This window comes from Sphingopyxis terrae subsp. terrae NBRC 15098, assembly GCF_001610975.1.
Taxonomy (GTDB): domain Bacteria; phylum Pseudomonadota; class Alphaproteobacteria; order Sphingomonadales; family Sphingomonadaceae; genus Sphingopyxis; species Sphingopyxis terrae_A.
This window is the reverse complement of record NZ_CP013342.1, coordinates 1,879,469-1,903,801: the sequence shown is the minus strand read 5'-3', so window position 1 is coordinate 1,903,801 and position 24,333 is coordinate 1,879,469. Positions and strand designations below refer to the sequence as shown.

Below are 24,333 nucleotides of genomic sequence, written 5' to 3'. Positions count from 1 at the left end.
GCGGCGCGACATAAAGTTTCCTTTATATTCGATTCCAAAAGGCTCCCCATGCGCAACAGCTTCCTCTTCACCTCCGAAAGCGTGTCCGAAGGACATCCCGACAAGGTGGCCGATCAGATCAGCGATTCGATCGTCGACCTGTTCCTGGCGAAGGACCCCGAAGCGCGTGTTGCGTGCGAAACGCTGACGACGACGCAGCTCGTCGTGCTGGCGGGTGAGATCCGCTGCAAGGGGCTGTTCGAAGACGGTGAATGGGCGCCAGGCGCGCTCGACGAGATCGAAGCGACCGTCCGGAACACGGTCAAGGACATCGGCTATGAACAGGCCGGCTTCCACTGGAACCAGTTCCGCTTCGAAAATAATCTGCACGGCCAGTCGGCGCATATCGCGCAGGGCGTCGACGAAAGCGCCGACAAGGACGAAGGCGCGGGCGACCAGGGGATCATGTTCGGCTATGCGTCCGACGAAACCCCCGACCTGATGCCCGCGACGCTCGACTATGCACACAAAATTCTCGAACGCATGGCGGCCGACCGCAAGGCGGGCATCGCCCCCTTCCTCGAACCCGATGCGAAGAGCCAGGTCACGCTGCGCTATGCCAACGAACGCCCGGTCGAGGCGACCGCGATCGTCGTTTCGACGCAGCATGCGCCGGCCTATTTCTTCCACGGCGGCGAAGGCGACGAGGCGAAATATCAGGAGCTGCGCAAATATGTGCTCGGCGTGATCGCCGACGTGCTGCCGGCCGAATTGCTGACCGCGAACACCGTCTATCACATCAACCCGACGGGACGTTTCGAGATCGGCGGCCCAGACGGCGATGCCGGCCTGACCGGCCGCAAGATCATTGTCGACACCTATGGCGGCGCAAGCCCACACGGTGGCGGCGCGTTCAGCGGCAAGGATCCGACCAAGGTTGACCGTTCGGCGGCCTATGTCACGCGCTACCTCGCCAAGAATATCGTCGCCGCGGGCCTTGCCCGCCGCTGCACGATCCAGCTTAGCTACGCGATCGGCGTCGCCGAGCCGCTGTCGGTCTATGTCGATCTGCACGGCACCGCGGCGGAGGGCGTGACCGAGGCCGCGCTCGAACAGCTACTGCCGCAGCTCGTCCGCCTGACGCCGAAGGGCATCCGCACCCACCTCGGCCTCAACAAGCCGATCTATCGCCAGACCGCCGCCTATGGCCATTTCGGTCGCCAGGCGTCGGGCGATGCCTTCCCGTGGGAACGCACCGACCTCACCGACAAGCTGAAAGCTGCGTTCGCTGGCTGATGCCGCCGCGGCGCTTGCCGCCTCGGCCCGAGGCGGCTAACGCGCGCGGCATGACGGCTTATAAATCCGGCGATCCGACAACGCTCAACCGCCTTTACGGGCGCGCGAAGGGCAAAGCCCTGCGCGCGGGGCAACAGGATCTGATCGACACGCTACTGCCGCAGATCGCGGTTCCGGCCGAAGGGCCGGTCACCGCGTCATTGCTGTTCGGCGACGCCGAAGGAGCCGGGCGTCCGCTGCACTTCGAGATCGGTTTCGGCGGCGGCGAGCATATGGCGGGGCGCGCCGACATGTTGCCTGACCACGGCTTCATCGGCGCCGAACCCTTCCTCAACGGCGTCGCGCAGGCGCTGGTGCATGTGTCGGGCGACCATGGCCGGAGCCTGCCGCTCGCCAATGTCCGTATCCACCATGGTGACGCGCTCGAGGTGCTGCGCCGCATCCCCGACGGGGCGCTGAGCTTCGCCTATCTGCTTCACCCCGACCCGTGGCCCAAGGCGCGCCATGCCAAACGGCGGATGATGAACGACGGCCCGCTCGACCTGATCGCCGCCAAGCTGAAACCCGGCGGCGAATTTCGCTTCGGCACCGACCATCCGGTCTACCTTGCCCACGCGCTGATGGTGATGCGGCGCCACCGCCACCAGTTCGAATGGCTGGCGCAAAGCGCACAGGATTTTCTGGTGCGCCCCGGCGGCTGGCCCGAAACCCGCTACGAAGCCAAGGCGCGCGCGCAGGGGCACGAGGTCTGGTATTTTCGCTATCGGCGCATCTAGATCGTCCGGTCGATTGCCGGCGGCCCTCTTACATCAACGCGCGATATAGTCCGAAGCAGCTCGTCGCGGTCAGGACGATGCCGACGAGTACGAGCATCAGCTTGGGGGCGATGCGCTTGGCCATGAAGGCGCCGATCGGGGCGGCGCAAACGCCGCCGATCAGCAGGCCGAGCGTCGCGCCTGCGACATCATCGAGGCCGAGGTGCCAGATGAAGGTTGCCGACACCGCGAGCGTCAGGAAAAATTCGACGCTGTTGACCGTGCCGATCACCTTGCGCGGTTCGGCGCCCTGGACGAGCAGGTTGGAGGTCACGACAGGCCCCCAGCCGCCCCCGCCCGCCGCATCGAGGAAGCCGCCGACGAGGCCGAGCGGCGCAATCACCGTCGGCTTGCGAATTTTCGGCGGATAGAGCAGCCCGCGGATCAGCAGCCACACGCCGACGGCGACGAGATAGGCGAGGACGATGGGCTTGACGATCGCACCGTCGATCGAGGTCAGCAGATAGGCGCCGGACACCCCGCCGATCAGGCCCGGGATGAGCAGGCGGAAGAAGAGGCCCCATTCGATATTGCGGTGGAACAGATGGCTGATCCCCGACACTGCGGTCGTGAATACCTCGACGACATGGATGCGCGCCGATGCAGTGGCGGGCGGCACGCCCATCACGGCGACGAGCAAGGTGTTGCAGATCACCCCGAACGCCATGCCGAGCGCGCCGTCGACGAGCTGCGCGGCGAAGCCGATCAGGATGAAGGGCAACAGCGCCGCGAAATCGAAGGTCGACAGATCGAGCATGATTCTTCCCAACTTTTTTAGTTGAGAACTAGCTGCCGCGATTTGCGCAGCTTGACCAGCATAAATTTTCTGCGTGCGGCAAAGAATATTATTTGTGCGGCCAGCAGCCGATCAGGCGCCTATCTGGTCGGGCAGATATTCGCGGACATAGTCGATGAAGGCGCGCAGCTTGGGCATCACCTGCTTGCGGCTGGGGTAATAGAGGAACAGCCCGCTGGTCGCGTCGGCATAGTCGCTGAGCACCAGTTCGAGCTCGCCCGTCTCGACCATCTTCTTCGCCATCGGCTCGGCCATCATCCCGATCGCGACGCCGGTACGCATCGCGACCAGCGCGGCGATCCAGTCGTTGACGATCACCGGCCCGGTCACCCCGACCTCGAATTCGCGGTTCCCCTGCGCAAAGGTCCACGGCATCAGCGCCCCCGTCGCCAGGCGGAAGCGGATGCAGCGATGATCTTTCAGATCTTCGGGCCTTTCGGGACGCCCAAAGCGGTCGAGATAGGCAGGCGAAGCGGCCGCGACGAAGCGAAACGGGCCGGTGAGGCGAATAGCGATCACATCGGCATCGAGCGATTCACCCATCCGGACGCCGGCGTCGAAGCCCCCGGCGCTCAGGTCGGCGAGCGCGTCGTCGGCATAAATTTCCAGCTCGATCTCAGGATAGGCGTCGACGAAGCCCGCGATGATCGGCTCGAACATCGGCTGCACCGCGCCGCGCATCAGGTTGATGCGCAGCCGCCCTGCCGGACGGTTGCCCAGGTTGCGCGCCGCTTCATAGGCGTCAGCCAGCCCGGCAAAGGCAGGCGCGGCGCGTTCGAGGAACATTTCGCCCGCCTGCGTCAGCCCGACGCTACGCGTCGTCCGCATGAACAAAGGCGCGCCGACGCGCGCTTCCAGCGTCTTGATCGTCTGGCTGATCGCCGAGGGAGATACGCCCAGATCGGCTGCCGCGGCGGAAAAGCTCCGCCTTTCCGCGACACGCAGGAAAGCTTCGATCCCGTCGAGCGCCCCATGGGGGATTGTTAAATCCTGCTTCAAGGCACTTGCAGATTATAGAGGATTATCTAAGTGCGCAAGCGCGCCTAAAAAGGTTGCACAACGAAACGAAAGGAAACCTCTCCCATGACCAATCAGCTCTCCTCTTTTCGCCGCTTTCCCACCGCTTTCGCGATCGTCGCCGGTTCGGCGCTCGCCTTCGGCGGCCTGATCGCTTCGACCTCGCCGGCCTATGCGCAGGGCAGCGCCGATTATCGCTGCACCGGCCTTGCCGACCAGGCGAACACCGCCGCCGACAGCGCCCAGGGTGGCAAGCAGGCCAGCGCGAAGCGCTTCGTCGCCACCGGCAAGAAGCTGTGCGAAGCGGGCAACGAACGCGCCGCCGCCAAGCAGTTCCGCGCCGCGCTCAAGGTTGCCGGCGTCGATGAAGCGACCGACAGCCAGGTTGCATCGCGCTGATCGAATAAGCCACGACACCATCTCCGGTCCGTCCTCTCTCCCTCTCCCCGGACGGACGCACAACTGGGGCGGCACCGAAACGGGCCGCCCCATTTTGTTTCAGCGATCAGCAAGCCCGATCCGGTCGCGCAGATACCATAAGGGCAGATGCGGCCGCGCAAGCGCCTTGTTGATCGCATAGGGCCACCAGCCGGGACCGAGCGGGACGTAGAGGCGCGTGCCGACCCCGCGCATCCGCGCCGCGGCCAGCGCGCGGCGCCCGGGCAGCCCGCGCAATTGTTCAAGCTCGCACGGGGTTCCCGCCGCAAGCAATCGGTCGAGCGCGGCAGCAGCCAGCGCAGGCTTGTGCGTCGCCACCGCTACGGGCGCCGCGCGCCCGGCGAGAGCGTCGATCAGCGTCCGATAGGCGGCATCGCTATCCGCCGCATCGCAAAGCGGATCGGCCCATTCGCCCTTCACCACTCGGATACGCGCCGATGTCCCGGACAGGCGCGCGGCATCGGCGGCGCTGCGCCGCCAGCGCGCGGGCAAGGCGATGCCGCTGTCCGGAAAGTCGGGCAGCAGGGCGGCAAGCGCATCCAATGTCGCGTCGGCATCGGCGGGGGCATGGGCATCAAGCAGCACCGGCAGCCCCGCGGCCGCGCCCACCTCGGCAATCCGGCGCAGCCGCCGCGGACAAAAGCCCAGCGGCGGCGCCTTGACCGACAAATAGCTTCCCGGCGGCAGCGGAGTGGCGGCGATCCGGCCGTAAGCAGCCACGATGGCGTCGGCGTCATCGGCATCGCCCTGAAAATAGCCGATCGTCACCGCGATACCGCCGCGCGACAGCCGCCGGGCGACCCGTGCGCCCGCCGCGGCGTCGGGAACCGGCAGCCAGCTGCCCGCCTGCTGCGGCAGTGCATAGCGCCGCGCGCGCAGCCAGCGCCAGAGCGGCCTATCCTTCATGTGCTGCGCCGGACCAGGCGTTGCCACACCCAATGGGCGCCGTCGGCGGCGAGCGCCAGCGCCCCCGACACGCTTGCCGGATAGGTGCGCACGCGCACGCACGCGCGCTGTTCCTGCGTCCAGAAGCGGGTGATCCAGCCCTCGGCCTCGCCGAGCAGTTCGTAGCTGCGCAGGCCCTCGCCCGCCGCCCAGCGCAGCGTGTGGAGCATCAGCAGCGTCCCCGGCGAGCATTTGCCGAAGCGGTCGTCGTGGCCAATCTTGAACAGCCAGTATCGATCGTCGCTGACCAGCGCCAATTGCATCGCCACCGCATTGCCGCAGATCCGCATGAAGGACAGCCGGAACCGGCCCTCGGCGGCGGCATCGCGAAAAAAGCGGCGGAAGAATGTCTCGCGGCGGCGGTCAACCGCGATCGCGCTGCCCGCCTCCAGCTTCCAGCTCTTCGCCTCGACCCCGATCGCTTCGTCGAACAGCGCGTCGAAATCCTCCAGGCCCGGCGCCAGCGTCTCGTACGTGACCGGCCCCAGGGCCTCGGCGCGCCGGGCCGCGCGCCGGAAATCGGACCGGCGGCCCGAATTGAAGTGGCTTTCGGGATCGCGCCAGCTCACGTCGAGCACGATCAGCGGACAGGGCATCGCCGGGCGCACCGACAGCAGGCCGCGCCCGTGCATCGCGCGGCGCAGCGCCGGAAGCAGCGGCGAGTCGGCGGAAATCCGGTCGAAGGAGAGCGGCTGGTGCAACCGCGCGAGCGCGCCCGCGATCGGGGCGGCATCATCGGGCCGCGCCGCAAGAAGATCGCCCGGCTCGAACAGTTCGCGCGATCCCGCGATGCGCCAGCGGCCGATCGCGCCCGCGTCGCGGCACAGCGGCAGGAGCGCCGAAATCGTGCGGCCGGCGCGCAGTCCGAGCAGCTTGCGGCGCTGGCCTTCGATCAACGGGGTCAGCGCGGCGGCGAAGGCGTGACTCTGGGTCGGCCAGCGGGCATGGGGTTCGAGCGCGCGCCATTCTTCGGCCAGCCAGGCGCTGCCGTCCCAGCGCGCAAGATCGATCGCGCGCGCCGAATGCGGCGGCGCCATTTGCGCGTGTCGGTCTGCGCGCCTGAAGAAATGCGCATGCAGCAAATTCTGCCCCTCTCGCCTGCGCGAATAGCGCGGAAAGGCTAATAAATGTCTGCGCGGCGCGGATCATCGCTTGACGCCGCACGGGGCTTGCGGGAGGCAGGCGCGAGCGATGCGACGGGAGGCGGCGATGACGGGCGACAAGACATCGGTGTTCGCGGACGACTGGTCCGGCGAAATGGGGCAGCGCTGGTTGCGCAATGTCGACCATTTCGAAGCGATGCTGGAACCGATCGGCACCGCGCTGCTCGATCGCGCAGCGATCGCGGCGGGCGAGCGCATCGTCGATCTGGGGTGCGGGGGCGGCGCGACGAGCCGCGCGATCGCGGCGCGCGTCGGACCGCGGGGAGCAGTGCTCGGGCTCGACATCTCGCCCGACCTGATCGTCGCGGCGCGCGCGCGGGCCGGCGCCGATCTTCCGGCGCTGCGCTTTTTCTGCGGCGATGCGGCGAGCGCGGTGCTGCCGGCAGCACCTTATGACCGGCTTGTCTCGCGTTTCGGCAGCATGTTTTTCACCGATCCCGCCGCCGCCTTTCGCCACTTGCGAACGCAGCTCGTGCCCGGCGCGCGCTTCGACCTCGCCGTCTGGGGACCGCCGCGCGACAATGTCTGGATGATGGCGGTGATGGCGGTGATCCGCGCGCACGTCGACGTACCGCCCGCGACGCCGCGCGCCCCGGGGCCCTTCGCCTTCGAGGATATCGATTATCTGCGCGGCCTGCTCGCCGATGCCGGCTTTGCCCGGGTCGACATCGACGACTGGCGCGGCGATCAGGCGATCGGCGGGCCGGGGCGCACCCCGGCGGAGGCCGCCGACTTTGCGCTCGGATCGATGTCCGCTGCGCGCGTGCTGAGCGAGGCGGGCGCCGATGTGATGGCAGTGGCGCGCGCCGATCTGGAGCGCGTCTATGGCGAGCATCATGATCCCGAAGCGGGGGTTCGCCTCGGCGCGCGCGCCTGGCTGGTGACCGCCGCCTGAGCCTTAGCGCCGCGCGATCAGCGCCAGCCCGTCGGCGAGTGCGGCGCGCGATATTTCGCCGCTGTGACGGCGGACAATCCGGCCCTTGGCATCGACGAACAGGGTCGTCGGCAGCACCAGCCCGCCCGCGGCATCGCCCGTCCGCCCGCTATGGTCGAGATAGACGTGCGTGCCCGTCACCTTGCGCTCGGCCAGATAGGCGGCGACGGTCGCGCTGTCCTGCCCCTGATTGACCAGCAGGATGGGCACGCGCGATGTCGCCGCAACCTCGGCGAGCATCGGCAGTTCGCGCTGGCACGGCGGGCACCATGTCGCCCACAGGTTGATGACCATCGGCTTCCCGCGCAGCGTATCGAGCGCGATCGCGCGCCCCTCCATGTCGGTGAGCATCAGCCCGCGCGCGAGCGGGCGCGGCGCGGGTTCGAGCGCCGGCGCCGCGACCGCATGAACCGCCGCCAGCCCGGCGAGCACGCCGAGCAACAGCGCTCTCGAGCGCGAGCGGCGGAGCCAGACGGCCACCGCCATCCCCGCCGCAGCGATCCCGGCCCAGGGCAGGAAACCACCCTGCCAGACCGCAAGGATCGACCAGGGTTCGGGTGCATAGGCATCGGCGTGGCGCACCACATAGGCGGCGCGCGCCACGAGCAGCCCCACGATGACGGCGATCCAGCTCGCTGTCGCCGCGCGCATATCGCCGCGCGCCGCGATCAGGCTGCCGCCCGCCAGAAACAGCCAGATCAGCGCGACCGCGAGCAGGCGGTCGGCGGCAAGCGCGAGCGGTCCGAGCGAAATCGTCATCGGCGCGGCCGCCGGGCTGCGCGATATGGTCGCGGCGATTTGGTCACATCCAAGTCGATTTCCTTTTGGCTCCCGAAGCGCCCCCTCCGCGCAATCTGATCGGCGAAACGGCGGCGAAAGAAAAGGGATGGCCGCAGGACAGTCGTTCGTTACATGTCGCTCCCGGGTCAATCGCCGATGCGGAGCGTAGCGACCGTGCCGCCCGACGGGGCGCGATCGAGCGCTACATCGCCCCCATAGTCGCGCGCCACATCGCGCGCGATGGCAAGGCCAAGGCCCGATCCGGCGCCGGGGCCGGCGCCGCGCGCGCCGATGCCGAACATAGCATCGCGCTGATCGGGCGGAACGCCCGGCCCGTCGTCGGCAATGGCAATGCGGCGCGCGGCGCCGTCGAAACGATAGTCGATCGTGATGCCCGATCGCGCCCATTTTCCGGCATTGTCGAGCAGGTTCGACAATATCTCGCTCAGATCCTCGGCATCCATGGGAAGCGAAGGGGCAGCGGGATCGAGCGCCGCGGCGGTCGCCGCGAAGCGCTTGCCCGGATGGCAGCGTTCCATCGCGGCGATCAGCGGCGGCAGGATCGCGGCGAGCCGCACGCCGCCGACCACCCCCGCATGCGACCCGCCCGACCGGACGCGCGACAGATGATAGTCGATCTGGCGCTGCATCGTCTCGCTTTCGGACAGGAAGACGTCGGCCGCAGCGCTTTCGGTGCCGCGCTGTTGAAGCCGTTCGGCCTCGTCGGTGACGACGGCGAGCGGGGTGCGCAGCGAGTGCGCCAGCGCGCCCGCGGCGACACGCCCGCGTTCCACGATCTCGGCGTTGCGCGCCAGATAGCTGTTCAACGGATCGACGAGCTGGCGGATTTCGTCGGGAAACAACCCCTCGATGTGATCGGCCTGCCCGCGGCGCAGCGCCGCGATCCGCGCGGCCAGCCGGTTGAACGGCCGGAAGCCGAACGTGATGATCGCAAGGCCGCTTGCCAGAAGCGCGAGCGCGAGCAGGCTGAGCCACAGACTGAGCTCGCGGGTGAAGCTCGCGATTACGGCGCGCAGCAGGCGCTCGTCGGTGGCGATGACGAAATGCAGCGGGGCGCCGCCCGGCACGGCGCGCTCGAAGCCATAGGTGATCGTGGGGCCCGTTGGGCCGTTTTCGACGCGGTGCAGGATGTCCGGGCTGTGCGCGACATCCTCGTCGAGCGCGCCGCGCGTCATAGAGGGCGACTTCAGCGAGCGATAGCCGGGGCGCCCGATCTGCCAGTAAAATCCGGACAGCGGCACCGCATAGCGCGGATCGGACAGCGGCCGCGACAGGCGGGGGTTACCCGCCGCATCGAGCACGGTCAGATCGGCGAGCTCGCGGACATGAACCTCCAGCTCTTCATGATATTGCTGTTCGACATGGCTGCTGAACAGCCGCACCGACGAAAACCACAACGCGCCGATGCCCAGCGCCACCCAGATCAGGATGGCGGCCAGAAAGCGCGCGCGCAGGCTGGAAAAGAGTCGGGTCACAATTCGAGCCGATATCCCAGGCCGCGCACGGTGCGAATAGCGTCGCGTCCGATCTTGCGGCGCAGCCGGCTGATATGCGCCTCCACCGCGTTGCGGTCGCGCTCGGCTTCGAGTGCGTAAAGCTGATCGAGGATGTCGGCTTGCGACAGGATATGTTCGGGACGCCGCATGAAGAGGTGCAGCAGCGCGAACTCCTTGCGACTGAGCGTCAGCGCTTCGCCGTGCAGCGTCGCGGTGGACGCGACGGGGTCGAGCGAAAGCGGGCCGACCGTCAGCGCGTTGCTGCCGCGCCCGCGTCCACGCCGCCACAGCGCATGCAGCCGCGCCAGCAGCTCTTCGAACCGCACCGGCTTGACGATGAAATCATCGGCGCCGCTGTTCAGCCCCTCGACCTTTTCACGCCAGTTGCCCCGCGCGGTCAGGATCAGGATCGGCACCGTCCGCGCGGCGCCGCGCCAGTAGCGCAGCACATCGATCCCGTCGCCGTCGGGCAGTCCCAGATCGAGGATCACCGCGCCCAGCATGTCGATGTCGGGCCAGTCGCGGGCGTCGCCCGCCGACGCGGCGCTGTCGACGGCAATCCCCGCCGCCACCAGCCGCTCGGTCAGGCGGCGGCGCAGTTCGGGATCGTCTTCGACCAGCAATACGCGCATCGGCATCTTGTCCTTATGGGGATGATCTCATCGTCTTCATCCCGGTGTGATGGTCCTAGCGCAATTGCCTGACGCGACACTGACAAAATGTCAGGCTGGCGTCAGACTCGCTTGGCAGAGGGCAGCCATGGACAGGAAAGCCCTCATCACCGCATCGACCGCGCTCGCCCTTGCGGCGGGTGCCGCAACCCTCTGGTGGTCGAAGGAGGCGCCCCCGCCTGCGCCCGACGGCGGCGAAACGGCCATCGCGCCGGGCAAGCTGACCGCCCGACAGATCGAGAAGCTCGGCATCGCGACCGCAGTCGCGGCGGCCGCCAGCAGTGCCGAGCTTGGCGCGGTCCCTGCGACCGTCTCGCTGCCCCCCGATGCGCGGGTCGCGGTGACCGCGCCATTCGACGGGATCGCAGTACGGCTGTTTGTTGTCGAGGGCGAGGCGGTAACGAGCGGTCAGCCGCTCGCCAGCATCCGCGCCGCCGAGCCTGTCCAATATGGCGCGGCGCTGGCGCGCGCGCAGGCGCAGCTGGAAGTTGCACGCGCCGCCGCGGGCCGCACCGGCCAGCTCGCCAAGGAAGGCATTGTCGCGGGCGCCCGCGCCGACGAGGCGCGCGCCGCGCTGCGCGAGGCTGAGGTCAATGTCGCCGAAAACCGCCGCATTCTCGCGCAGGCCAATGCCGACGGCAGCGGTATGATGACGCTGCGCGCGCCGATCGGCGGCCGGATCGCAGCCGTCAATGTGCAGGCGGGCGGTCCGGTGGGTGGCCTCAGCGCGCCGTTCATCGTCGAAAACACGGCGCGGCTGATGCTCGATCTGCAAATCCCCGAACGGCTCGCGGGCGCCGTTCATCCGGGCACCCCCGTCGAAGTCCGAATGCCCGGCACCGCGCCCGCCACGGGCCGCGTCATCGCGGTCGGCGGCTCGATCGACCCTACGACGCGCGCGCTGACGGCAAAGGCGCGCCTCGACGCCGCGCCCGCACTGGTCAGCGGCAAGTCGGTCGTCGCGATCCTCGGCGGCGTTCAGCCCGTCGCCGGTGCGAGCATCCCTTCCGCCGCGCTGACACGGGTCGGCGACAGGGATGCGGTTTTCGTGAAGGGGGCGGACGGATTCGCGCTGCGCCCCGTCACCGTCGCCAGCCGCGTCGGCGCCAGCGTGACGATAACCGCCGGACTGAAGCCCGGCGAACGCGTCGCAACCTCGGCAATCGCCGAACTCAAGGCCGTGCTGGGCGGCGAATAGGATGCTCGGCAAACTCGTCGAAAAGGCGCTCGCGCTGCGTCTTGCCGTCATCGGTGCCGCGCTGCTGCTGGGCGGCATCGGGGCCTGGTCCTTCGCCAATCTGCCGATCGATGCCTTTCCGGACATCAGCTCGACGCAGGTCAAGATCATCCTGAAGGCGCCGGGAATGACCCCCGAGGAGGTCGAGAGCCGCGTCATCACGCCGATCGAGATGGAGATGCTGGGCATCCCCGATCAGGCGAACCTGCGCTCGGTAGCTAAATATGCGATCGCCGACATCACGATCGATTTCAAGGACGGCACCGACATCTATTGGGCGCGCAGCCAGGTCGCCGAGCGGCTGTCGAATGTCGCGGGCGACCTGCCGGCGACGGTCGCGGGCGGGATGGCGCCGATCTCTACCCCGCTGTCCGACATGTATATGTTCACGCTCGAAGGGCCACAGGATCTGACCGAAAAGCGGCGGGTACTCGACTGGATCATCCGCCCGGCGCTGCGCACCGTTCCCGGCGTTGCCGATGTCAACGCGCTCGGCGGCTTCGCCGAAACCTTCGAGGTGCGCCCGGACAATGGCGCGCTGGCGGCGGCGGGGCTGAGCGTCGAAGATCTGCGCGCGGCGATCGAGGCGAGCAATCGCAACGACGGAGCCGGTCGGCTCAAGATCGGCGACGAAGCGCTGATCGTGCGCTCGGTCGGCGCTATCCGCACGCTCGACGATCTCGCCTCGGTCGTGGTGCGCTCGCGGGATGGCGGTATCGTGCGCGTCGGCGACGTCGCGGCGGTGCGCGCCGGGCATCTGACGCGCTATGGCGCCGTCACGAAGGACGGCAAGGGCGAGGCGGTCGAGGGGCTGGTCATCGCGCTGCGCGGCGCCGACGCGTCGAAGGTCGTCGACGGAGTCAAGGCGCGGCTCGCGGAAATCCAGCCCAGCCTGCCGCGCGGGATGCGCGTCGACGTCTTCTACGACCGGTCCGACCTCATCGAACGCGCGGTCGGGACGGTCGAGAAGGCGCTGATCGAAGCGACGATCCTCGTCGTCATCCTGCTACTCCTGTTTCTGGGCGATGTCCGCGCGTCGGTCATCGTCGCACTCGCTCTGCCGATGGCGGCGCTGCTGACCTTCATCTTCATGCGGGCGATCGGACTCACCGCCAATCTGATGAGCCTCGGCGGGCTTGCCATCGCGGTCGGCATATTGGTCGACGGCGCCGTTGTCGTCGTCGAAAATGTCGTCGAGCGCTTGTCCGATCCCAGGCATCGCCGGATGGGCAAGTTGCATGCTGTGTTCGTCGCCGCGTCCGAAGTCGCGATGCCGGTCGCCTCGGGGCTCCTCATCATCGCGCTCGTGTTCCTGCCGCTGCTCACGCTCGAGGGGCTGGAGGGCAAGCTGTTCGCGCCCGTCGCGCTGACCATCGTGCTCGCGCTGCTTTCGGCGCTGGTCCTGTCGCTGACGCTGGTGCCGGTGCTCGCCTATTTCATCCTGAAGCAGCAGGACGGCCACCGCGAACCGCGCCTGATGCGTTTCCTGGCGCCGCGTCACGCGCGGGCGCTCGAATGGGCCTTTGCCCACCGCCGGACCGTCGCCGGGATTTCCGCGATCGGCCTGCTGCTCGCCGGGGTCGCTTATACGGTGACGGGCAAGACCTTTCTGCCGACGATGGACGAGGGGTCGACGATCGTTCAGCTCACCAAGCTACCAAGCATCAATATCGAGCATAGCGCCGCGGGCGACATGAAGGTGCAGCGCGCAATCCTCGAACAGGTGCCCGAAGTTACCAGTGTGATCGCGCGCGTCGGCAGCGACGAGCTCGGCCTCGACCCGATGAGCCCCAATGAAACCGACAGCTTTCTTAAGCTGAAGCCGCGGTCCGAATGGCGCGTTGCCGACAAGGATTGGCTCAACGACCGGATTCGGGCCGTGCTCGCCGATTTTCCGGGGATCGATCCCAGCTTCACCCAGCCGATCGAGATGCGCGTTTCCGAAATGCTCACCGGTGCGCGCGGCGATCTGGCGATCAAATTGTTCGGCCCCGACCTTAAGGAACTGGCGCGGCTCGCGGGCGCGATCCAGGGCCGGCTCGAAACGATCCGCGGGACGAGCGAGGCGATGACGGTCGCCAACGACAGCGTCGATTATCTGCAGATCGACATCGATCGTATGGCCGCAGGGCGGGCGGGAATGCCCGTCGACATGCTGCAGGACATGATGCGCGCCGATGTCGAGGGCGTCCGCGCCGGCACGATCGCCGAAGGCGCGCGCCGGATTCCCGTGGTTATTCGCGGCGAAGGCGGCGACGGCATGGACGCGCAAAGCTACACCGACCGTCTCTATCGCACCCCCGCCGGGACTCTTCTTCGCACCAGCGATGTCGCGGCGATCGCACAGGTCGCGGGGCCGGTGAAGCTCGAACATGAAAATGGATCTCGCTTCGCGCTCGTGCAGGCCTTCGTCAGCGGCCGCGACCTTGTCGGCTACGTCGAGGAGGCTAAGGCGGATATCGGCAAGCATGTGAAACTGCCGCCCGGCTATCGTATCGTCTGGGGCGGCCAGTTCGAGAATCAGCAGCGGGCGGCCGCACGCCTGATGATCGTGCTGCCGATCGCGGTGCTGATGATCTTCGTCGTTCTTTATCTGACGCTGCGCTCGCTGCGCGCGGCGGCGCTGATCCTCGTCAACATACCCTTTGCGGCGGTGGGCGGGATGATCGCGCTCGCACTATCGGGCGAATATCTGTCGGTTCCCGCCTCGGTCGGCTTCATCGCGCTGCTCGGCATCGCGGTGCTCAACGGGCTCGTCATGGTCAGCTATTTCCGTCAGCTGCGCGAACGCGGCGTCCCGCTGCACCAGGCGGTGCGCGAGGGCGCCGCGCGGCGTCTGCGCCCGGTGCTGATGACCGCGAGCATCGCCGCCTTCGGCCTCGTCCCGCTGCTCTTCGCGTCCGGTCCGGGGTCGGAAATCCAGCGCCCACTTGCCATCGTCGTCATCGGCGGACTGGTGACGGCGACGCTGCTCACACTCATCCTGCTGCCCATCCTGTACGAGCGCTTCGGCGAAAGCGCTGCCGAGCGCGGCGCGGGCGATCAGGATCATCCTGCCGGAGCCCCTGCATGACCCGCCTTCTGTTCCTTGCCGCCAGTCTGGCCCTGACGTCGCCTGCCGCCGCCGAGCCGGGACTGTTGCCCGAAGCCGTGGTGCGCGAGGCGCTCGACGCCCACCCCTCGGTCATTGCGGCGAGAGCCCGTGTCGATGTCGCGGCGGCAGAGAAGCGCGCGCTCGAAGCCGGACCCTATGAGTTCAGCGTCACCGGCAGCTATGTCAGCCGCAGCATCGACCGCGAGGGGCGCTTCAACGAATATGACGCGATCCTCGCGCGTCCGGTTCGTATGCCGGGCAAGGCGCGGCTGGACCGCAAGGCCGGCGCGCTGGGCGTCGAGGCCGCCACCAATCATTTCGAAGATGCTCGGCATCAGGCCGCGTTGTTGCTCAACGCGCTGTGGTGGGACTGGGTCGGTGCCAACGCCGAGGCCGTCGTCGATGCGCAGGGCGTCGAAAATTATGCAACGCTGGTCCGGATCGTGCGCCGACGGGTCGATCTGCGCGACGCCCCGCAGCTTGAGGCCGATCAGGCCGAAGCCGCGCTGGCGGAGGCGCGCCTGCTCGCGGCCCAATCGGCGGGGCGCGCCGATCTGGCACGGGCCCGGCTTGCCGCACAATTTCCGGGTATCGCCCTGCCCGCCGAGGCACCGACGCTCGCCACGCCGACCTTCGATTCAGCCGGGGCGTCGCAGATGCGCGATCAGGTCATCGAACGCAGCCACGAAATCGCTGCCGCCGATGCCGAGGCGCGGCGCTTTGGTGCACTCGCCGAACGCGGGCGGCAGGACCGGATTCCCGATCCCACCGTCGGCCTCCGGCTGTTCAGCGAACGCAGCGGCGCCGAACGGGGCGCGGGTCTGACCGTAACGATCCCGATCGGCGGCAATCACCGCGGCGCCATGGCGGCGCGCGCGGCGTCCGAGGCGCAGGCCGCGGCGGCGCAGCTCAGCGCTGTCCGCTTCGATGTGCAGGAAATGGCCGACGGCGACCTCGCGCGCGCTGCCGCGGCTTATTCGGCGTGGCAGCGCGCCGATCAGGCGCGCGCGGCGCAGATGGCGGCGCTCGCCAAGCTTCGCCGCGGGCAGGATCTGGATGCGATCGATCTCGCCGACGTCCTGCTCGGAGAGCGCCAGACGCACGCGTCGTTCCGGGCCGAAACGATCGCCCGCACCGAAGCGCTGCGCGACATCACCCGGCTGCGCATCGACAGCCATAATCTGTGGATCAGCGAATAGGCCGCGCCGTTCAATTCGCCGGCTTCGTCACGTCGATCTTTTCGACCCATTCGGGATAGAAACTCGGTTCGCGCGCCGACCAGCCGGGCGCGGTGGCGGCGGCTTCGCTGATCGACTGGAGCAGCAGCTTGCGCTTGTCTGGGTGCAGGTGCGGCAGCGATGCCGCGGCGCAGAAGGCGCCGGGCAGCCATGGGCGCGCGTGCGCGCCGAGCAGACGTTCATAGAGAAAGCGATAGGCGGCGAAGGTGGGCAGGCGATCCTGCCCCAGATCGAAGGCCGATACCGCGACGAGCGGCGCCATGAAGCCTTCGAGCGCGTCGAGTCCGCTGTCCTCCGGAATATGGGTGCGAATGTCGCATAGCCGCTGATAGACGCGGGCTTGAACGCGGATTGCCGCTTCTTCGACCATGTCGCGCGACCAGCGTTCGATTGCATCGTCACGCTCGAGCCCGATATCGAGCGAGCGGCGAATATAGCGCTGCGTCCCTGCAGCGAAGCCCGCAAATTCCTTGATTTCGGCGAGGGACAAATCGCCGGATGCCGGTCCCGAACGCGTCGCCATGGTCATGCTCCCGCTTGCGCACCCCGGGGAGCCGTCCCCCCGGAGGCTTGCATCGAACAGTCTGCCACTGAAATGGTTAGTGGCCGGTTAACCATGACGTCGGCGCGCGTTCAGCTTCGCTTGTGGGGCGTTGCGCCGCGCCGCGACCGGGCCTAATCAGCGTGTCATCAGACCATAAGACACGCAGGGACAACAATGTCGCACGCACCGCAGCCGGTCATTTCCGCCACCGGCCTCTTCACCCCCGCCGAACGCATCACCAACGAAGAACTTGTCGCCAGTTTTAACCGGTATGTTGCGCTGCACAATAGGGAAAATGCCGCGGCGATCGCAGCGGGCGAGATCGACGAACTCGCTGAATCGAGCGTCGATTTCATCGAAAAGGCGAGCGGCATCGGATCGCGCTACGTCGTCGACAAGGCGGGCATCCTGGACCCCGAGCATATGGCACCGCGGCTTGCCGAGCGGACCAATGACGAGCTGTCGATCCTCGCCGAGATCGGCGTGGCGGCCGCAAAGGACGCGCTGGCGCGCGCCGGCCGCGATGCCGCCGACGTCGATGCGGTGCTGTGCGCGGCGTCGAACATGCAGCGCGCCTATCCCGCAATGGCGATCGAGATTCAGCAGGCTTTGGGCATCGACGGCTTTGCCTTCGACATGAATGTCGCCTGCTCCTCGGCGACCTTTGGCATCCAGACCGCGGCCGACTATATTCGTGCGGGGCATGCAAGGAGCGTGCTGGTCGTGAACCCTGAAATCTGTTCGGGGCACCTCAATTGGCGCGACCGCGACAGCCATTTCATCTTCGGCGACGTCGCCACCGCGATTCTCGTCGAGGACAAGGCCATCGCGCCGGCGGGGCATTGGGACATATTGGGTACGCGGCTGAAGACCGTTTTCTCCAACAATATCCGCAACAATTTCGGCTTTCTGAACCGCGCCCACGGCGCCATCGACCAGTCGGGACCGAAGACCGACAAACTGTTCGTCCAGGAAGGCCGCAAGGTGTTCAAGGAAGTGGTGCCGATGGTTGCCGCCATGATCGTCGAGGAAATGGAGAAACTCGGCCTGCAAGGCGCCGACATGCGCCGTCTGTGGCTGCATCAGGCGAACACCAATATGAACCGCCTGATCGCGCACAAGGTGCTGGGGCATGAGGCAAGCGCCGACGAAAGCCCGACGGTGCTCGACACCTATGGCAATACCTCAAGCGCCGGGTCGATCATCGCCTATCACCTGAACCACGAAGATATGCAGGCCGGCGATACCGGGCTGATCTGTTCGTTCGGCGCCGGTTATTCGGCGGGTACGGTGTTCGTTCGCAAGACGTGACCGCCAAAATCGTCACCTCCGCGAAGGCGGGGGCGACGGAACCGCTTACGGCACGAAGGTCGTGAACAGATAGATTGCGAACAGCATCAGGTGGATCGTGCCCTGCAGCACGGTCGTTCGCCCGTTCGCCAGCGTCTGTGACGCGACGATCAGCGACAGGAACAACAGCACCGTCGATTTGGCATCGAGGCCCAGGCTGATCGGCATGTCGGTGGCGATCGACAGGATCGCGACCGCCGGGATGGTCAGTCCAATCGTCGCCAGCGCCGATCCGAGCGCAAGGTTGAGGCTGGTTTGCAGCCGATCGGCCTTTGCCGCGCGTACTGCTGCCAGTCCTTCGGGGGCGAGGATCAGCGCCGCGATCAGAACGCCGAGCACCGCCGGCGGCGCGCCCGCTTCGGCGAGCAGCGCGCCGATCACCGGAGACAGCGCTTTCGCCAGCAGCACGACCCCGAACAGGCACGCGACGAGCAGGGCGAGCGACAGCCACATCCGCTGCGCCGATGGCGGGGCGGCGTGGGCGTCGGGTTCGTCCTGCGCTTCGCCATCGGGCAGGAAATAATGGCGGTGGCGCACGGTCTGGACGAGCGCGAAGGTTGCATAGAGGATGAGCGACACCACCGCGACGAAGCCGAGTTGCGTCGCCGAATAGCGCGGCCCCGGCGCGCTCGAGGTGAAATTGGGGAGCACCAGCGTCACCACCGTCAACACGGTGAGCGTCGCCAGCGCAGCGCCCATTCCGGTGCGCTGGAACCGTTGTTCATGATGGCGGATCGCGCCGCTGAGCAGACAAAGCCCCATCAGCAGGTTGATGATCACCATTACCGCCGCGAACACCGTGTCGCGCGCTAGCGTCGCCGCCTTTTCGGGCTCGGCCTGCATCAGTGTCAGGATCAGCCCCACCTCGATCACCGTCACCGCCAGCGCGAGGATCAGCGTCCCGAAGGGTTCGCCGACGCGGTGCGCGACGACTTCGGCATGATGGACCGCGGCGATCACCGACCCGGCGAGGATCACCCCGACCAAAAAGGGATTGAGCGGTATCGCCAGGCTGGCGATCGCGGTACCGAAACCGAGGATCGGAAGCAGGTCGTTGATACGGTCGGCGAGGCGGAGCTTGGCTGTCATCGGCTTTCTATTGCAGCCGCTTGGCCTCAGCGCCAGTCCTTCAGGACATCAATGCGCGCGCACCGGCAGCCCTGCGGCGGCGAGCCGCGCATGCGCCTCGGCGATCGTCGCTTCGCCGAAATGGAAGATGCTGGCCGCGAGCACCGCGCTCGCGCCGCCTTCGATCACGCCGGCGACCAGATGGTCGAGATTGCCGACACCGCCCGATGCGATCACCGGCACCGACACCGCATCGGCAATCGCGCGGGTGAGCGCGAGGTCATAGCCGTCCTTGGTCCCGTCGCGGTCCATGCTGGTGACGAGCAATTCGCCCGCGCCCAGTTCGGCAAGGCGCACCGCATGGGCAAGCGCATCGACCCCCGTCGGGGTGCGTCCGCCATGGGTGAAGATTTCCCACCGCCCCTCTGCGACGCGGCGCGCGTCGATGCTGCCGACCGCGCACTGGCTGCCGAAACGGTCGGCGATGTCGGCGACAAGTTCGGGGCGCGCCACCGCGGCGCTGTTCACCGCGACCTTGTCGGCGCCCGCGAGGAGCAGCGCGCGCGCATCATCGGCGCTGCGCACGCCGCCGCCGACGGTGAGCGGCATGAAGCAGACTTCGGCGGTGCGTGCGACCATGTCGAGCAGCGTGCCGCGCCCTTGGTGGCTCGCGGAAATGTCGAGAAAGCAAAGCTCGTCGGCGCCCGCCGCGTCATAGGCGCGCGCGGCTTCGACCGGATCGCCGGCGTCGCGCAGGTCGACGAAATTGACGCCCTTCACGACGCGCCCATCAGCGACGTCGAGGCACGGGATCACGCGGACGCGGACGGTCATGCCCGCCCCGCCGCGATCGCTTCGGCGAGGTCGAGGCGGCCGTCATAGAGCGCGCGGCCGGTAATCACGCCTTCGATCCCGTCGGCGACGCGCGGGCGCAGCGCATGGATGTCGCCAATATCCGCAACGCCGCCGCTCGCGATCACCGGGATGGCGACCGCGCGCGCCAGCGCCACGGTCGCGGCGACGTTGCAGCCCTTGAGCAGCCCGTCGCGCCCGACGTCGGTGAACAGCAGCGCAGCAACGCCGGCATCTTCGAAGCGCCGCGCCAGATCCTCGACGCGCACGTCGGAGACGTCGGCCCAGCCTTCGGTCGCGACCATGCCATCGCGCGCATCGACGCCGACGATGATCCGGCCCGGCAAATCGCGCGCGGCCGATTTGACGAAATCGGGGTCTTTGAGCGCCGCGGTGCCAATGATGACGCGCTCTACCCCGAGCGCGAGCCAGCGATCGACGCCCGCGCGATCGCGGATACCGCCGCCGACCTGCACCCTGCCCGGAAAGGCCGCGACGATGCTTTCGACCGCCGCGCCGTTGACGCTTTCACCGGCGAAGGCGCCGTCGAGATCGACGACGTGCAAATGGCTGGCGCCCGCGTCCGCGAACAGCCGCGCCTGCGCCGCCGGATCGTCGCCATAGACGGTTGCGCGCGCCATATCGCCTTCGGCGAGCCGCACCACCTGCCCGCCCTTGAGGTCGATCGCGGGGAAGATGATCAGGGGCGCCATGCGAGGAATCTTTCGAGGGTCGCGAGGCCATAGGCCTGGCTCTTTTCGGGGTGAAACTGCACGCCGACGATATTGTCCTTCGCCACCGCGGCGGTGAAAGGGCCGCCGTGACTGCTCGTCGCCGCGACATGCGCCGCGTCGGCGAAATGATAGCCGTGCAGATAATAGGCCTCGCCCGCAGCCAGCACCGGATGCGCGAAACTTGGCACGACATCGTTCCAGCCCATGTGCGGGATGCGCAGTCCCGGCGCCGGCGTGAAGGCGCGCACCGTTCCGCCGATCCAGCCGAGCCCTTCGTGCCGCCCATGCTCCTCACCCGCGTCGGCGAGCAATTGCATCCCGACGCAGATGCCGAGGAAGGGCGCGCCCTCGCCGCGAACGCGCTGCTCCAGCGCCTCGATCAGCCCGGGAATTGCCGCCAATCCGTTCATGCACGCGGCAAAGGCCCCCACACCCGGCAGCACGATGCGGTCGGCTTGTCCCACGACATCGGGATCAGCGGTGACGGCAACATCGTCCGCGCCCGCCGCGACGAGCGCATTATGCACCGAGCGAAGATTGCCCGCGCCATAGTCGATCAGGGCAATGGCGCTCATGGACGGCCCCTAAAGGACACCCTTGGTCGACGGAATCGCGTCGCCCTTGCGCGGATCGATCTCCACGGCTGCACGCAGCGCGCGGGCCAGCGCCTTGTACATGCTCTCCGCGATATGGTGGTTGTTCTCGCCATAAAGCGTTTCGATGTGGAGCGTGATCCCGGCGGTCTGGGCAAAGCTGTGAAACCAGTGCGGAAACAGCTCGGTATCCATCTCGCCGAGCCGCGGCTGCGAGAAGGCCGATTTCCAAACGCAGTGCGGGCGCCCCGAAATATCGAGGATGCAGCGAGTCAGCGTTTCATCCATCGGCGCATGGGCTTCGCCGTAGCGGGCGATACCGCGCTTGTCGCCGAGCGCCTTCGCCACGGCTTCGCCGAGCGCGAGCGCCGAGTCCTCGACCGTATGATGCTGGTCGATGTGCAGATCGCCCTTCACGGTCATCGAAATGTCGATCAGCGAATGGCGCGACAATTGTTCGACCATATGGTCGAGGAAACCGATTCCGGTGGACACCGAATAGTCGCCGGTACCGTCGAGGTTGACGGCGATCGCGATATCCGTTTCCTTGGTCGTGCGCTGGACGGTGGCGGTTCGCATGGCATGCCCCTTAGAGCCTAATTTTCGCGTTGCAAGGCGACTCTGCCCCACAGACCCCCCTTGACCCGCGCCCGTCGTCCGTTCATCCCCCACCGCCATGAGTGATGACGTTCGCGACAGCCTGATTCCCTATGACGAAATCGTGCAGGACGCGCTGCGCGCCGTGGTCGGCCGCGTGCTCTCGCAAGTCGAGGGATCGGACCATCTGCCCGGCGAGCATCATTTCTACATCACCTTCAAGACGCAGGCGCCGGGTGTATCGATCCCCGCGCATCTGGTTGCCAAATTCCCCGACGAAATGACGATTGTCCTCCAGAACCGCTTCTGGGACCTGAAGGTCGAAGAGGATCTTTTCAGCGTCGGCCTGTCGTTCAACCAGACGCCCTCGACGCTGGTGATCCCCTATGCCGCGATCACCGCCTTCGTCGATCCGTCGGTCGATTTCGGCCTGCAGTTCCAGGTCAGCGAAGACGAGCTGGAGCAGCCCGAGCCGCATGACGAAGCCGATAATGACCGCCCCGATGTTGCGGTCGAGGACGGATCGAATGTCGTGACGGTGGATTTCGGCAAGAAACGATAGGATGGCGGGCCCCAACTGGCCCCCCAGCCGCTTCTGGCAATATTGGGCACTCGCAGGGATGCTGGTGTTGACCGCCGCCTTCTGGTGGGGTGTCGAGGGCTATGCCCGGTTCGAAAGCGGCGTCGGCGATGCGATCGTCGACGGGCTGCTGCGCTTCAGCCTGCTGATCCTGACCCCGGCGCTGCTGATCGTCTGGGCAGCCGCAGCCTGGTTCCGGCGACGGATTGGCGAAGGCGGCTATTGGCAGTTTCTGGGCATGGTCGCGCTGATCTGGGCCGGCGCGGTGGCCGTGACGAGGATATTGATAGGATGAGCGGCACGCGGATCGAGAGCGACAGCATCGGCGAGATCGCGGTCCCGGCGAACGCCTATTGGGGCGCGCAGACGCAGCGTTCGATCGAGAATTTCCCTTTCGGCGCGCGCGAGCGGATGCCGATCGAGATCGTTCATGCGCTCGCGCTGGTCAAGCAGGCGGCGGCGCGGGTGAACCGTCGGCACGGCCTGTCCGCCGAAAAGGCCGACGCGATCGAAGCGGCGGCGCGCGAGGTCGCCGACGGGAAGCATGACGACCAGTTCCCGCTCGTCATCTGGCAGACCGGCAGCGGCACCCAGTCGAACATGAATGTCAACGAGGTGATCGCCGGGCGCGCCAATGAGATGCTATCGGGCCAGCGCGGCGGCAAATCGCCCGTGCATCCCAATGACGACGTCAACCGCAGCCAATCGTCGAACGACAGCTTCCCGACCGCGATGCATGTCGCCGCGACACTGGCGATGACGCACCGGTTGATGCCCGCGCTCGACCGTTTGATGGACGCGCTGCTTGTGAAGGCGAAGGCGTGGGACGATATCGTCAAGATCGGCCGCACCCATTTGCAGGACGCCACTCCACTGACGCTGGGCCAGGAGTTTTCGGGCTATTATGCGCAGCTCCGCCTGTGCCGGACGCGCACCGAACCGATGGTCGACCATGCCATCACCCGGCTTGCGCAGGGCGGGACCGCGGTCGGCACCGGGCTCAATGCCCCGGCGGGTTTTGCCGAGGATATCGCGGCCGAACTGGCGGCGATCACCGGCCTTGGCTTCAAGAGCGCACCCAACAAGTTCGAGGCGCTGGCGAGCCACGACGTGCTGGTTGATCTGTCGGGCCGGCTCAACACGCTCGCAGTCGCGCTGACCAAGATCGCCAACGACATACGCCTGCTGGGATCGGGGCCGCGCGCCGGCCTGGGCGAGATCGACCTGCCAGCGAACGAACCCGGCAGCTCGATCATGCCGGGCAAGGTCAATCCGACCCAGTGCGAAATGCTGACGATGGTGGCGGCGCAGGTGATCGGCAATCATCAGGCGGTAACCGTCGGCGGGATGCAGGGGCATCTTGAACTAAACGTGTTCAAGCCGCTGATCGGCGCCAATGTGATGCGCTCGATCGATCTGCTCGCGACGGGGATGGAAGGCTTTGCGGTGCGCTGCGTCGAGGGAATCGAGCCCAATCGCGCGCGCATTGCCGAACTGGTCGACCGATCGCTGATGCTGGTGACGGCGCTGGCGCCCGAAATCGGCTATGACAAGGCCGCGAAGATCGCCAAACATGCGCATGAGACGGGATCGACCTTGCGCGCGGCGGCGCTCGACCTCGGCTATGTCGACGCTGCGACCTTCGACCGCGTCGTCAACCCGCGGCACATGCTCGGCCCGGAACCCGAATCGCCTGCCGGGGATTGATAGGGGGAGGAAGGATATGAAGATGATGGGACGGATCATCGGCGGCGTGATCGGGAGCGCGATCGGCCGCAGGAAAGGCAATCATACGATGGCGGGCGCCGTGATCGGCGCCGGGACGCTGTTCGTCGCGCGGCGGATGTTCCCGCAGCGCTATGCGGCGCTCGCCGCGACCGCTGCGGCGGCCTATCTTACCAAGAAATGGGCCGACCGCGCCGAAGCGCGGCATGCCGCCGAGGCCGCGCATCGCGCCGACAGCGCGCTCGCGCAGGAGGGCGTCGTCGATCCCTATGCGGGGATCGTCCACACCGACGGCCAGGATCTGGGCGACGCCCTGCCGCCCGCGATTCCGGTGGACGAAAAGGCGCCGCGCCTCGCCACCCACTGAGCA

At 67.3% G+C, this 24,333-nt stretch carries 25 protein-coding genes; 12 read left to right on the top strand and 13 right to left on the bottom strand.

All coding sequences use genetic code 11. From position 1 onward, the window contains the following. Nucleotides 1-48 precede the first annotated feature (48 nt). Both metK and trmB read left to right on the top strand, forming a co-directional pair. Nucleotides 49-1,275, top strand: a complete 1,227-nt coding sequence (gene metK, locus AOA14_RS09165) for a methionine adenosyltransferase (protein WP_062901574.1) — start codon at nucleotides 49-51, stop codon at nucleotides 1,273-1,275. A 50-nt stretch (nucleotides 1,276-1,325) separates the two neighbouring features. Next, nucleotides 1,326-2,051 carry a tRNA (guanine(46)-N(7))-methyltransferase TrmB gene (trmB, locus tag AOA14_RS09160; RefSeq protein ID WP_062903090.1) on the top strand — a complete coding sequence of 242 codons (726 nt, stop codon included), beginning with the start codon at nucleotides 1,326-1,328 and terminating at the stop codon, nucleotides 2,049-2,051. Between the two features lie 28 nt (nucleotides 2,052-2,079). On the opposite strand, the gene AOA14_RS09155 is transcribed toward trmB, so the two are convergent. Both AOA14_RS09155 and AOA14_RS09150 read right to left on the bottom strand, forming a co-directional pair. Continuing rightward, nucleotides 2,080-2,847, bottom strand: coding sequence for a sulfite exporter TauE/SafE family protein (locus AOA14_RS09155; RefSeq protein WP_062901573.1), 768 nt, complete (start codon nucleotides 2,845-2,847; stop codon nucleotides 2,080-2,082). A gap of 111 nt (nucleotides 2,848-2,958) precedes the next feature. Continuing rightward, nucleotides 2,959-3,885 carry a LysR family transcriptional regulator gene (locus AOA14_RS09150; protein ID WP_062901572.1) on the bottom strand — a complete coding sequence of 309 codons (927 nt, stop codon included), beginning with the start codon at nucleotides 3,883-3,885 and terminating at the stop codon, nucleotides 2,959-2,961. Nucleotides 3,886-3,969: 84 nt separating this feature from the next. On the opposite strand from AOA14_RS09150, the gene AOA14_RS09145 reads away from it, so the two are divergent. Then, complete coding sequence (locus AOA14_RS09145; RefSeq protein ID WP_062901571.1) at nucleotides 3,970-4,302, top strand: hypothetical protein; 333 nt, start codon at nucleotides 3,970-3,972, stop codon at nucleotides 4,300-4,302. Between the two features lie 99 nt (nucleotides 4,303-4,401). On the opposite strand, the gene AOA14_RS09140 is transcribed toward AOA14_RS09145, so the two are convergent. After that, entirely contained in the window at nucleotides 4,402-5,247 is an 846-nt protein-coding gene (locus tag AOA14_RS09140) for a hypothetical protein (RefSeq protein ID WP_062901570.1), read from the bottom strand. Further along, nucleotides 5,244-6,323 carry a GNAT family N-acetyltransferase gene (locus AOA14_RS09135; RefSeq protein ID WP_238929764.1) on the bottom strand — a complete coding sequence of 360 codons (1,080 nt, stop codon included), beginning with the start codon at nucleotides 6,321-6,323 and terminating at the stop codon, nucleotides 5,244-5,246. The genes AOA14_RS09140 and AOA14_RS09135 overlap by 4 nt, the downstream gene beginning before the upstream one ends. A 172-nt stretch (nucleotides 6,324-6,495) precedes the next feature. On the opposite strand from AOA14_RS09135, the gene AOA14_RS09130 reads away from it, so the two are divergent. Next, the gene (locus tag AOA14_RS09130; RefSeq protein ID WP_062903089.1) at nucleotides 6,496-7,344 is read left to right on the top strand and encodes a class I SAM-dependent methyltransferase; all 849 of its coding nucleotides are present in this window, start codon (nucleotides 6,496-6,498) and stop codon (nucleotides 7,342-7,344) included. A gap of 3 nt (nucleotides 7,345-7,347) precedes the next feature. Here the strand turns inward: AOA14_RS09130 and AOA14_RS09125 are convergent, their stop codons facing one another. The 3 genes from AOA14_RS09125 to AOA14_RS09115 form a co-directional block, all read right to left on the bottom strand. After that, nucleotides 7,348-8,142, bottom strand: coding sequence for a TlpA disulfide reductase family protein (locus AOA14_RS09125; RefSeq protein WP_062901568.1), 795 nt, complete (start codon nucleotides 8,140-8,142; stop codon nucleotides 7,348-7,350). 167 nt (nucleotides 8,143-8,309) lie between these two features. Beyond that, a complete protein-coding gene (locus tag AOA14_RS09120; protein ID WP_062901567.1) occupies nucleotides 8,310-9,659 on the bottom strand; it encodes an ATP-binding protein in 1,350 nt (449 codons plus the stop codon). Continuing rightward, a complete protein-coding gene (locus tag AOA14_RS09115; protein WP_062903088.1) occupies nucleotides 9,656-10,312 on the bottom strand; it encodes a response regulator transcription factor in 657 nt (218 codons plus the stop codon). The genes AOA14_RS09120 and AOA14_RS09115 overlap by 4 nt, the downstream gene beginning before the upstream one ends. Before the next feature lie 127 nt (nucleotides 10,313-10,439). Here AOA14_RS09115 and AOA14_RS09110 point away from each other — a divergent pair, with 127 nt between their 5' ends. From AOA14_RS09110 to AOA14_RS09100, 3 genes are read left to right on the top strand one after another with little or no spacing between them, the layout of a single operon-like run. Then, nucleotides 10,440-11,549: an efflux RND transporter periplasmic adaptor subunit gene (locus AOA14_RS09110; protein ID WP_062901566.1), complete on the top strand. Its 1,110-nt coding sequence runs from the start codon at nucleotides 10,440-10,442 to the stop codon at nucleotides 11,547-11,549. Nucleotide 11,550: 1 nt separating this feature from the next. Beyond that, nucleotides 11,551-14,661, top strand: coding sequence for an efflux RND transporter permease subunit (locus AOA14_RS09105; protein ID WP_062901565.1), 3,111 nt, complete (start codon nucleotides 11,551-11,553; stop codon nucleotides 14,659-14,661). Beyond that, nucleotides 14,658-15,881, top strand: coding sequence for a TolC family protein (locus tag AOA14_RS09100; protein WP_062901564.1), 1,224 nt, complete (start codon nucleotides 14,658-14,660; stop codon nucleotides 15,879-15,881). The genes AOA14_RS09105 and AOA14_RS09100 overlap by 4 nt, the downstream gene beginning before the upstream one ends. Before the next feature lie 10 nt (nucleotides 15,882-15,891). On the opposite strand, the gene AOA14_RS09095 is transcribed toward AOA14_RS09100, so the two are convergent. Beyond that, nucleotides 15,892-16,443, bottom strand: a complete 552-nt coding sequence (locus AOA14_RS09095) for a hypothetical protein (protein ID WP_062901563.1) — start codon at nucleotides 16,441-16,443, stop codon at nucleotides 15,892-15,894. Nucleotides 16,444-16,638: 195 nt separating this feature from the next. Here AOA14_RS09095 and AOA14_RS09090 point away from each other — a divergent pair, with 195 nt between their 5' ends. Then, complete coding sequence (locus AOA14_RS09090; protein WP_062901562.1) at nucleotides 16,639-17,775, top strand: beta-ketoacyl-ACP synthase III; 1,137 nt, start codon at nucleotides 16,639-16,641, stop codon at nucleotides 17,773-17,775. Between the two features lie 45 nt (nucleotides 17,776-17,820). Here AOA14_RS09090 and AOA14_RS09085 read toward each other — a convergent pair whose 3' ends face one another. From AOA14_RS09085 to hisB, 5 genes are read right to left on the bottom strand one after another with little or no spacing between them, the layout of a single operon-like run. Next, entirely contained in the window at nucleotides 17,821-18,903 is a 1,083-nt protein-coding gene (locus AOA14_RS09085; protein WP_062901561.1) for a calcium:cation antiporter, read from the bottom strand. Between the two features lie 48 nt (nucleotides 18,904-18,951). Continuing rightward, the gene (gene hisF, locus AOA14_RS09080) at nucleotides 18,952-19,716 is read right to left on the bottom strand and encodes an imidazole glycerol phosphate synthase subunit HisF (RefSeq protein WP_058812331.1); all 765 of its coding nucleotides are present in this window, start codon (nucleotides 19,714-19,716) and stop codon (nucleotides 18,952-18,954) included. Continuing rightward, nucleotides 19,713-20,447 carry a 1-(5-phosphoribosyl)-5-[(5-phosphoribosylamino)methylideneamino]imidazole-4-carboxamide isomerase gene (gene hisA, locus AOA14_RS09075; protein WP_062901560.1) on the bottom strand — a complete coding sequence of 245 codons (735 nt, stop codon included), beginning with the start codon at nucleotides 20,445-20,447 and terminating at the stop codon, nucleotides 19,713-19,715. Before hisA ends, hisF begins: the two co-directional genes overlap by 4 nt. Next, nucleotides 20,435-21,043, bottom strand: a complete 609-nt coding sequence (gene hisH, locus AOA14_RS09070; RefSeq protein ID WP_062901559.1) for an imidazole glycerol phosphate synthase subunit HisH — start codon at nucleotides 21,041-21,043, stop codon at nucleotides 20,435-20,437. Before hisH ends, hisA begins: the two co-directional genes overlap by 13 nt. Before the next feature lie 9 nt (nucleotides 21,044-21,052). Continuing rightward, a complete protein-coding gene (gene hisB, locus AOA14_RS09065) occupies nucleotides 21,053-21,640 on the bottom strand; it encodes an imidazoleglycerol-phosphate dehydratase HisB (protein ID WP_003041798.1) in 588 nt (195 codons plus the stop codon). 97 nt (nucleotides 21,641-21,737) lie between these two features. Here hisB and AOA14_RS09060 point away from each other — a divergent pair, with 97 nt between their 5' ends. Genes AOA14_RS09060 through AOA14_RS09045 form a run of 4 tightly spaced genes read left to right on the top strand, consistent with a single transcriptional unit; the run spans nucleotide 21,738 to nucleotide 24,330 of the window. After that, the gene (locus AOA14_RS09060) at nucleotides 21,738-22,220 is read left to right on the top strand and encodes an SspB family protein (RefSeq protein ID WP_062901558.1); all 483 of its coding nucleotides are present in this window, start codon (nucleotides 21,738-21,740) and stop codon (nucleotides 22,218-22,220) included. 1 nt (nucleotide 22,221) lies between these two features. Next, the gene (locus tag AOA14_RS09055) at nucleotides 22,222-22,533 is read left to right on the top strand and encodes a hypothetical protein (protein WP_062901557.1); all 312 of its coding nucleotides are present in this window, start codon (nucleotides 22,222-22,224) and stop codon (nucleotides 22,531-22,533) included. Beyond that, on the top strand, nucleotides 22,530-23,945 hold the full coding sequence (gene fumC / locus AOA14_RS09050; protein WP_062901556.1) for a class II fumarate hydratase: 1,416 nt from the start codon (nucleotides 22,530-22,532) through the stop codon (nucleotides 23,943-23,945). Before AOA14_RS09055 ends, fumC begins: the two co-directional genes overlap by 4 nt. 22 nt (nucleotides 23,946-23,967) lie before the next feature. After that, nucleotides 23,968-24,330 carry a hypothetical protein gene (locus AOA14_RS09045; protein ID WP_238929763.1) on the top strand — a complete coding sequence of 121 codons (363 nt, stop codon included), beginning with the start codon at nucleotides 23,968-23,970 and terminating at the stop codon, nucleotides 24,328-24,330. Nucleotides 24,331-24,333 lie beyond the last annotated feature (3 nt).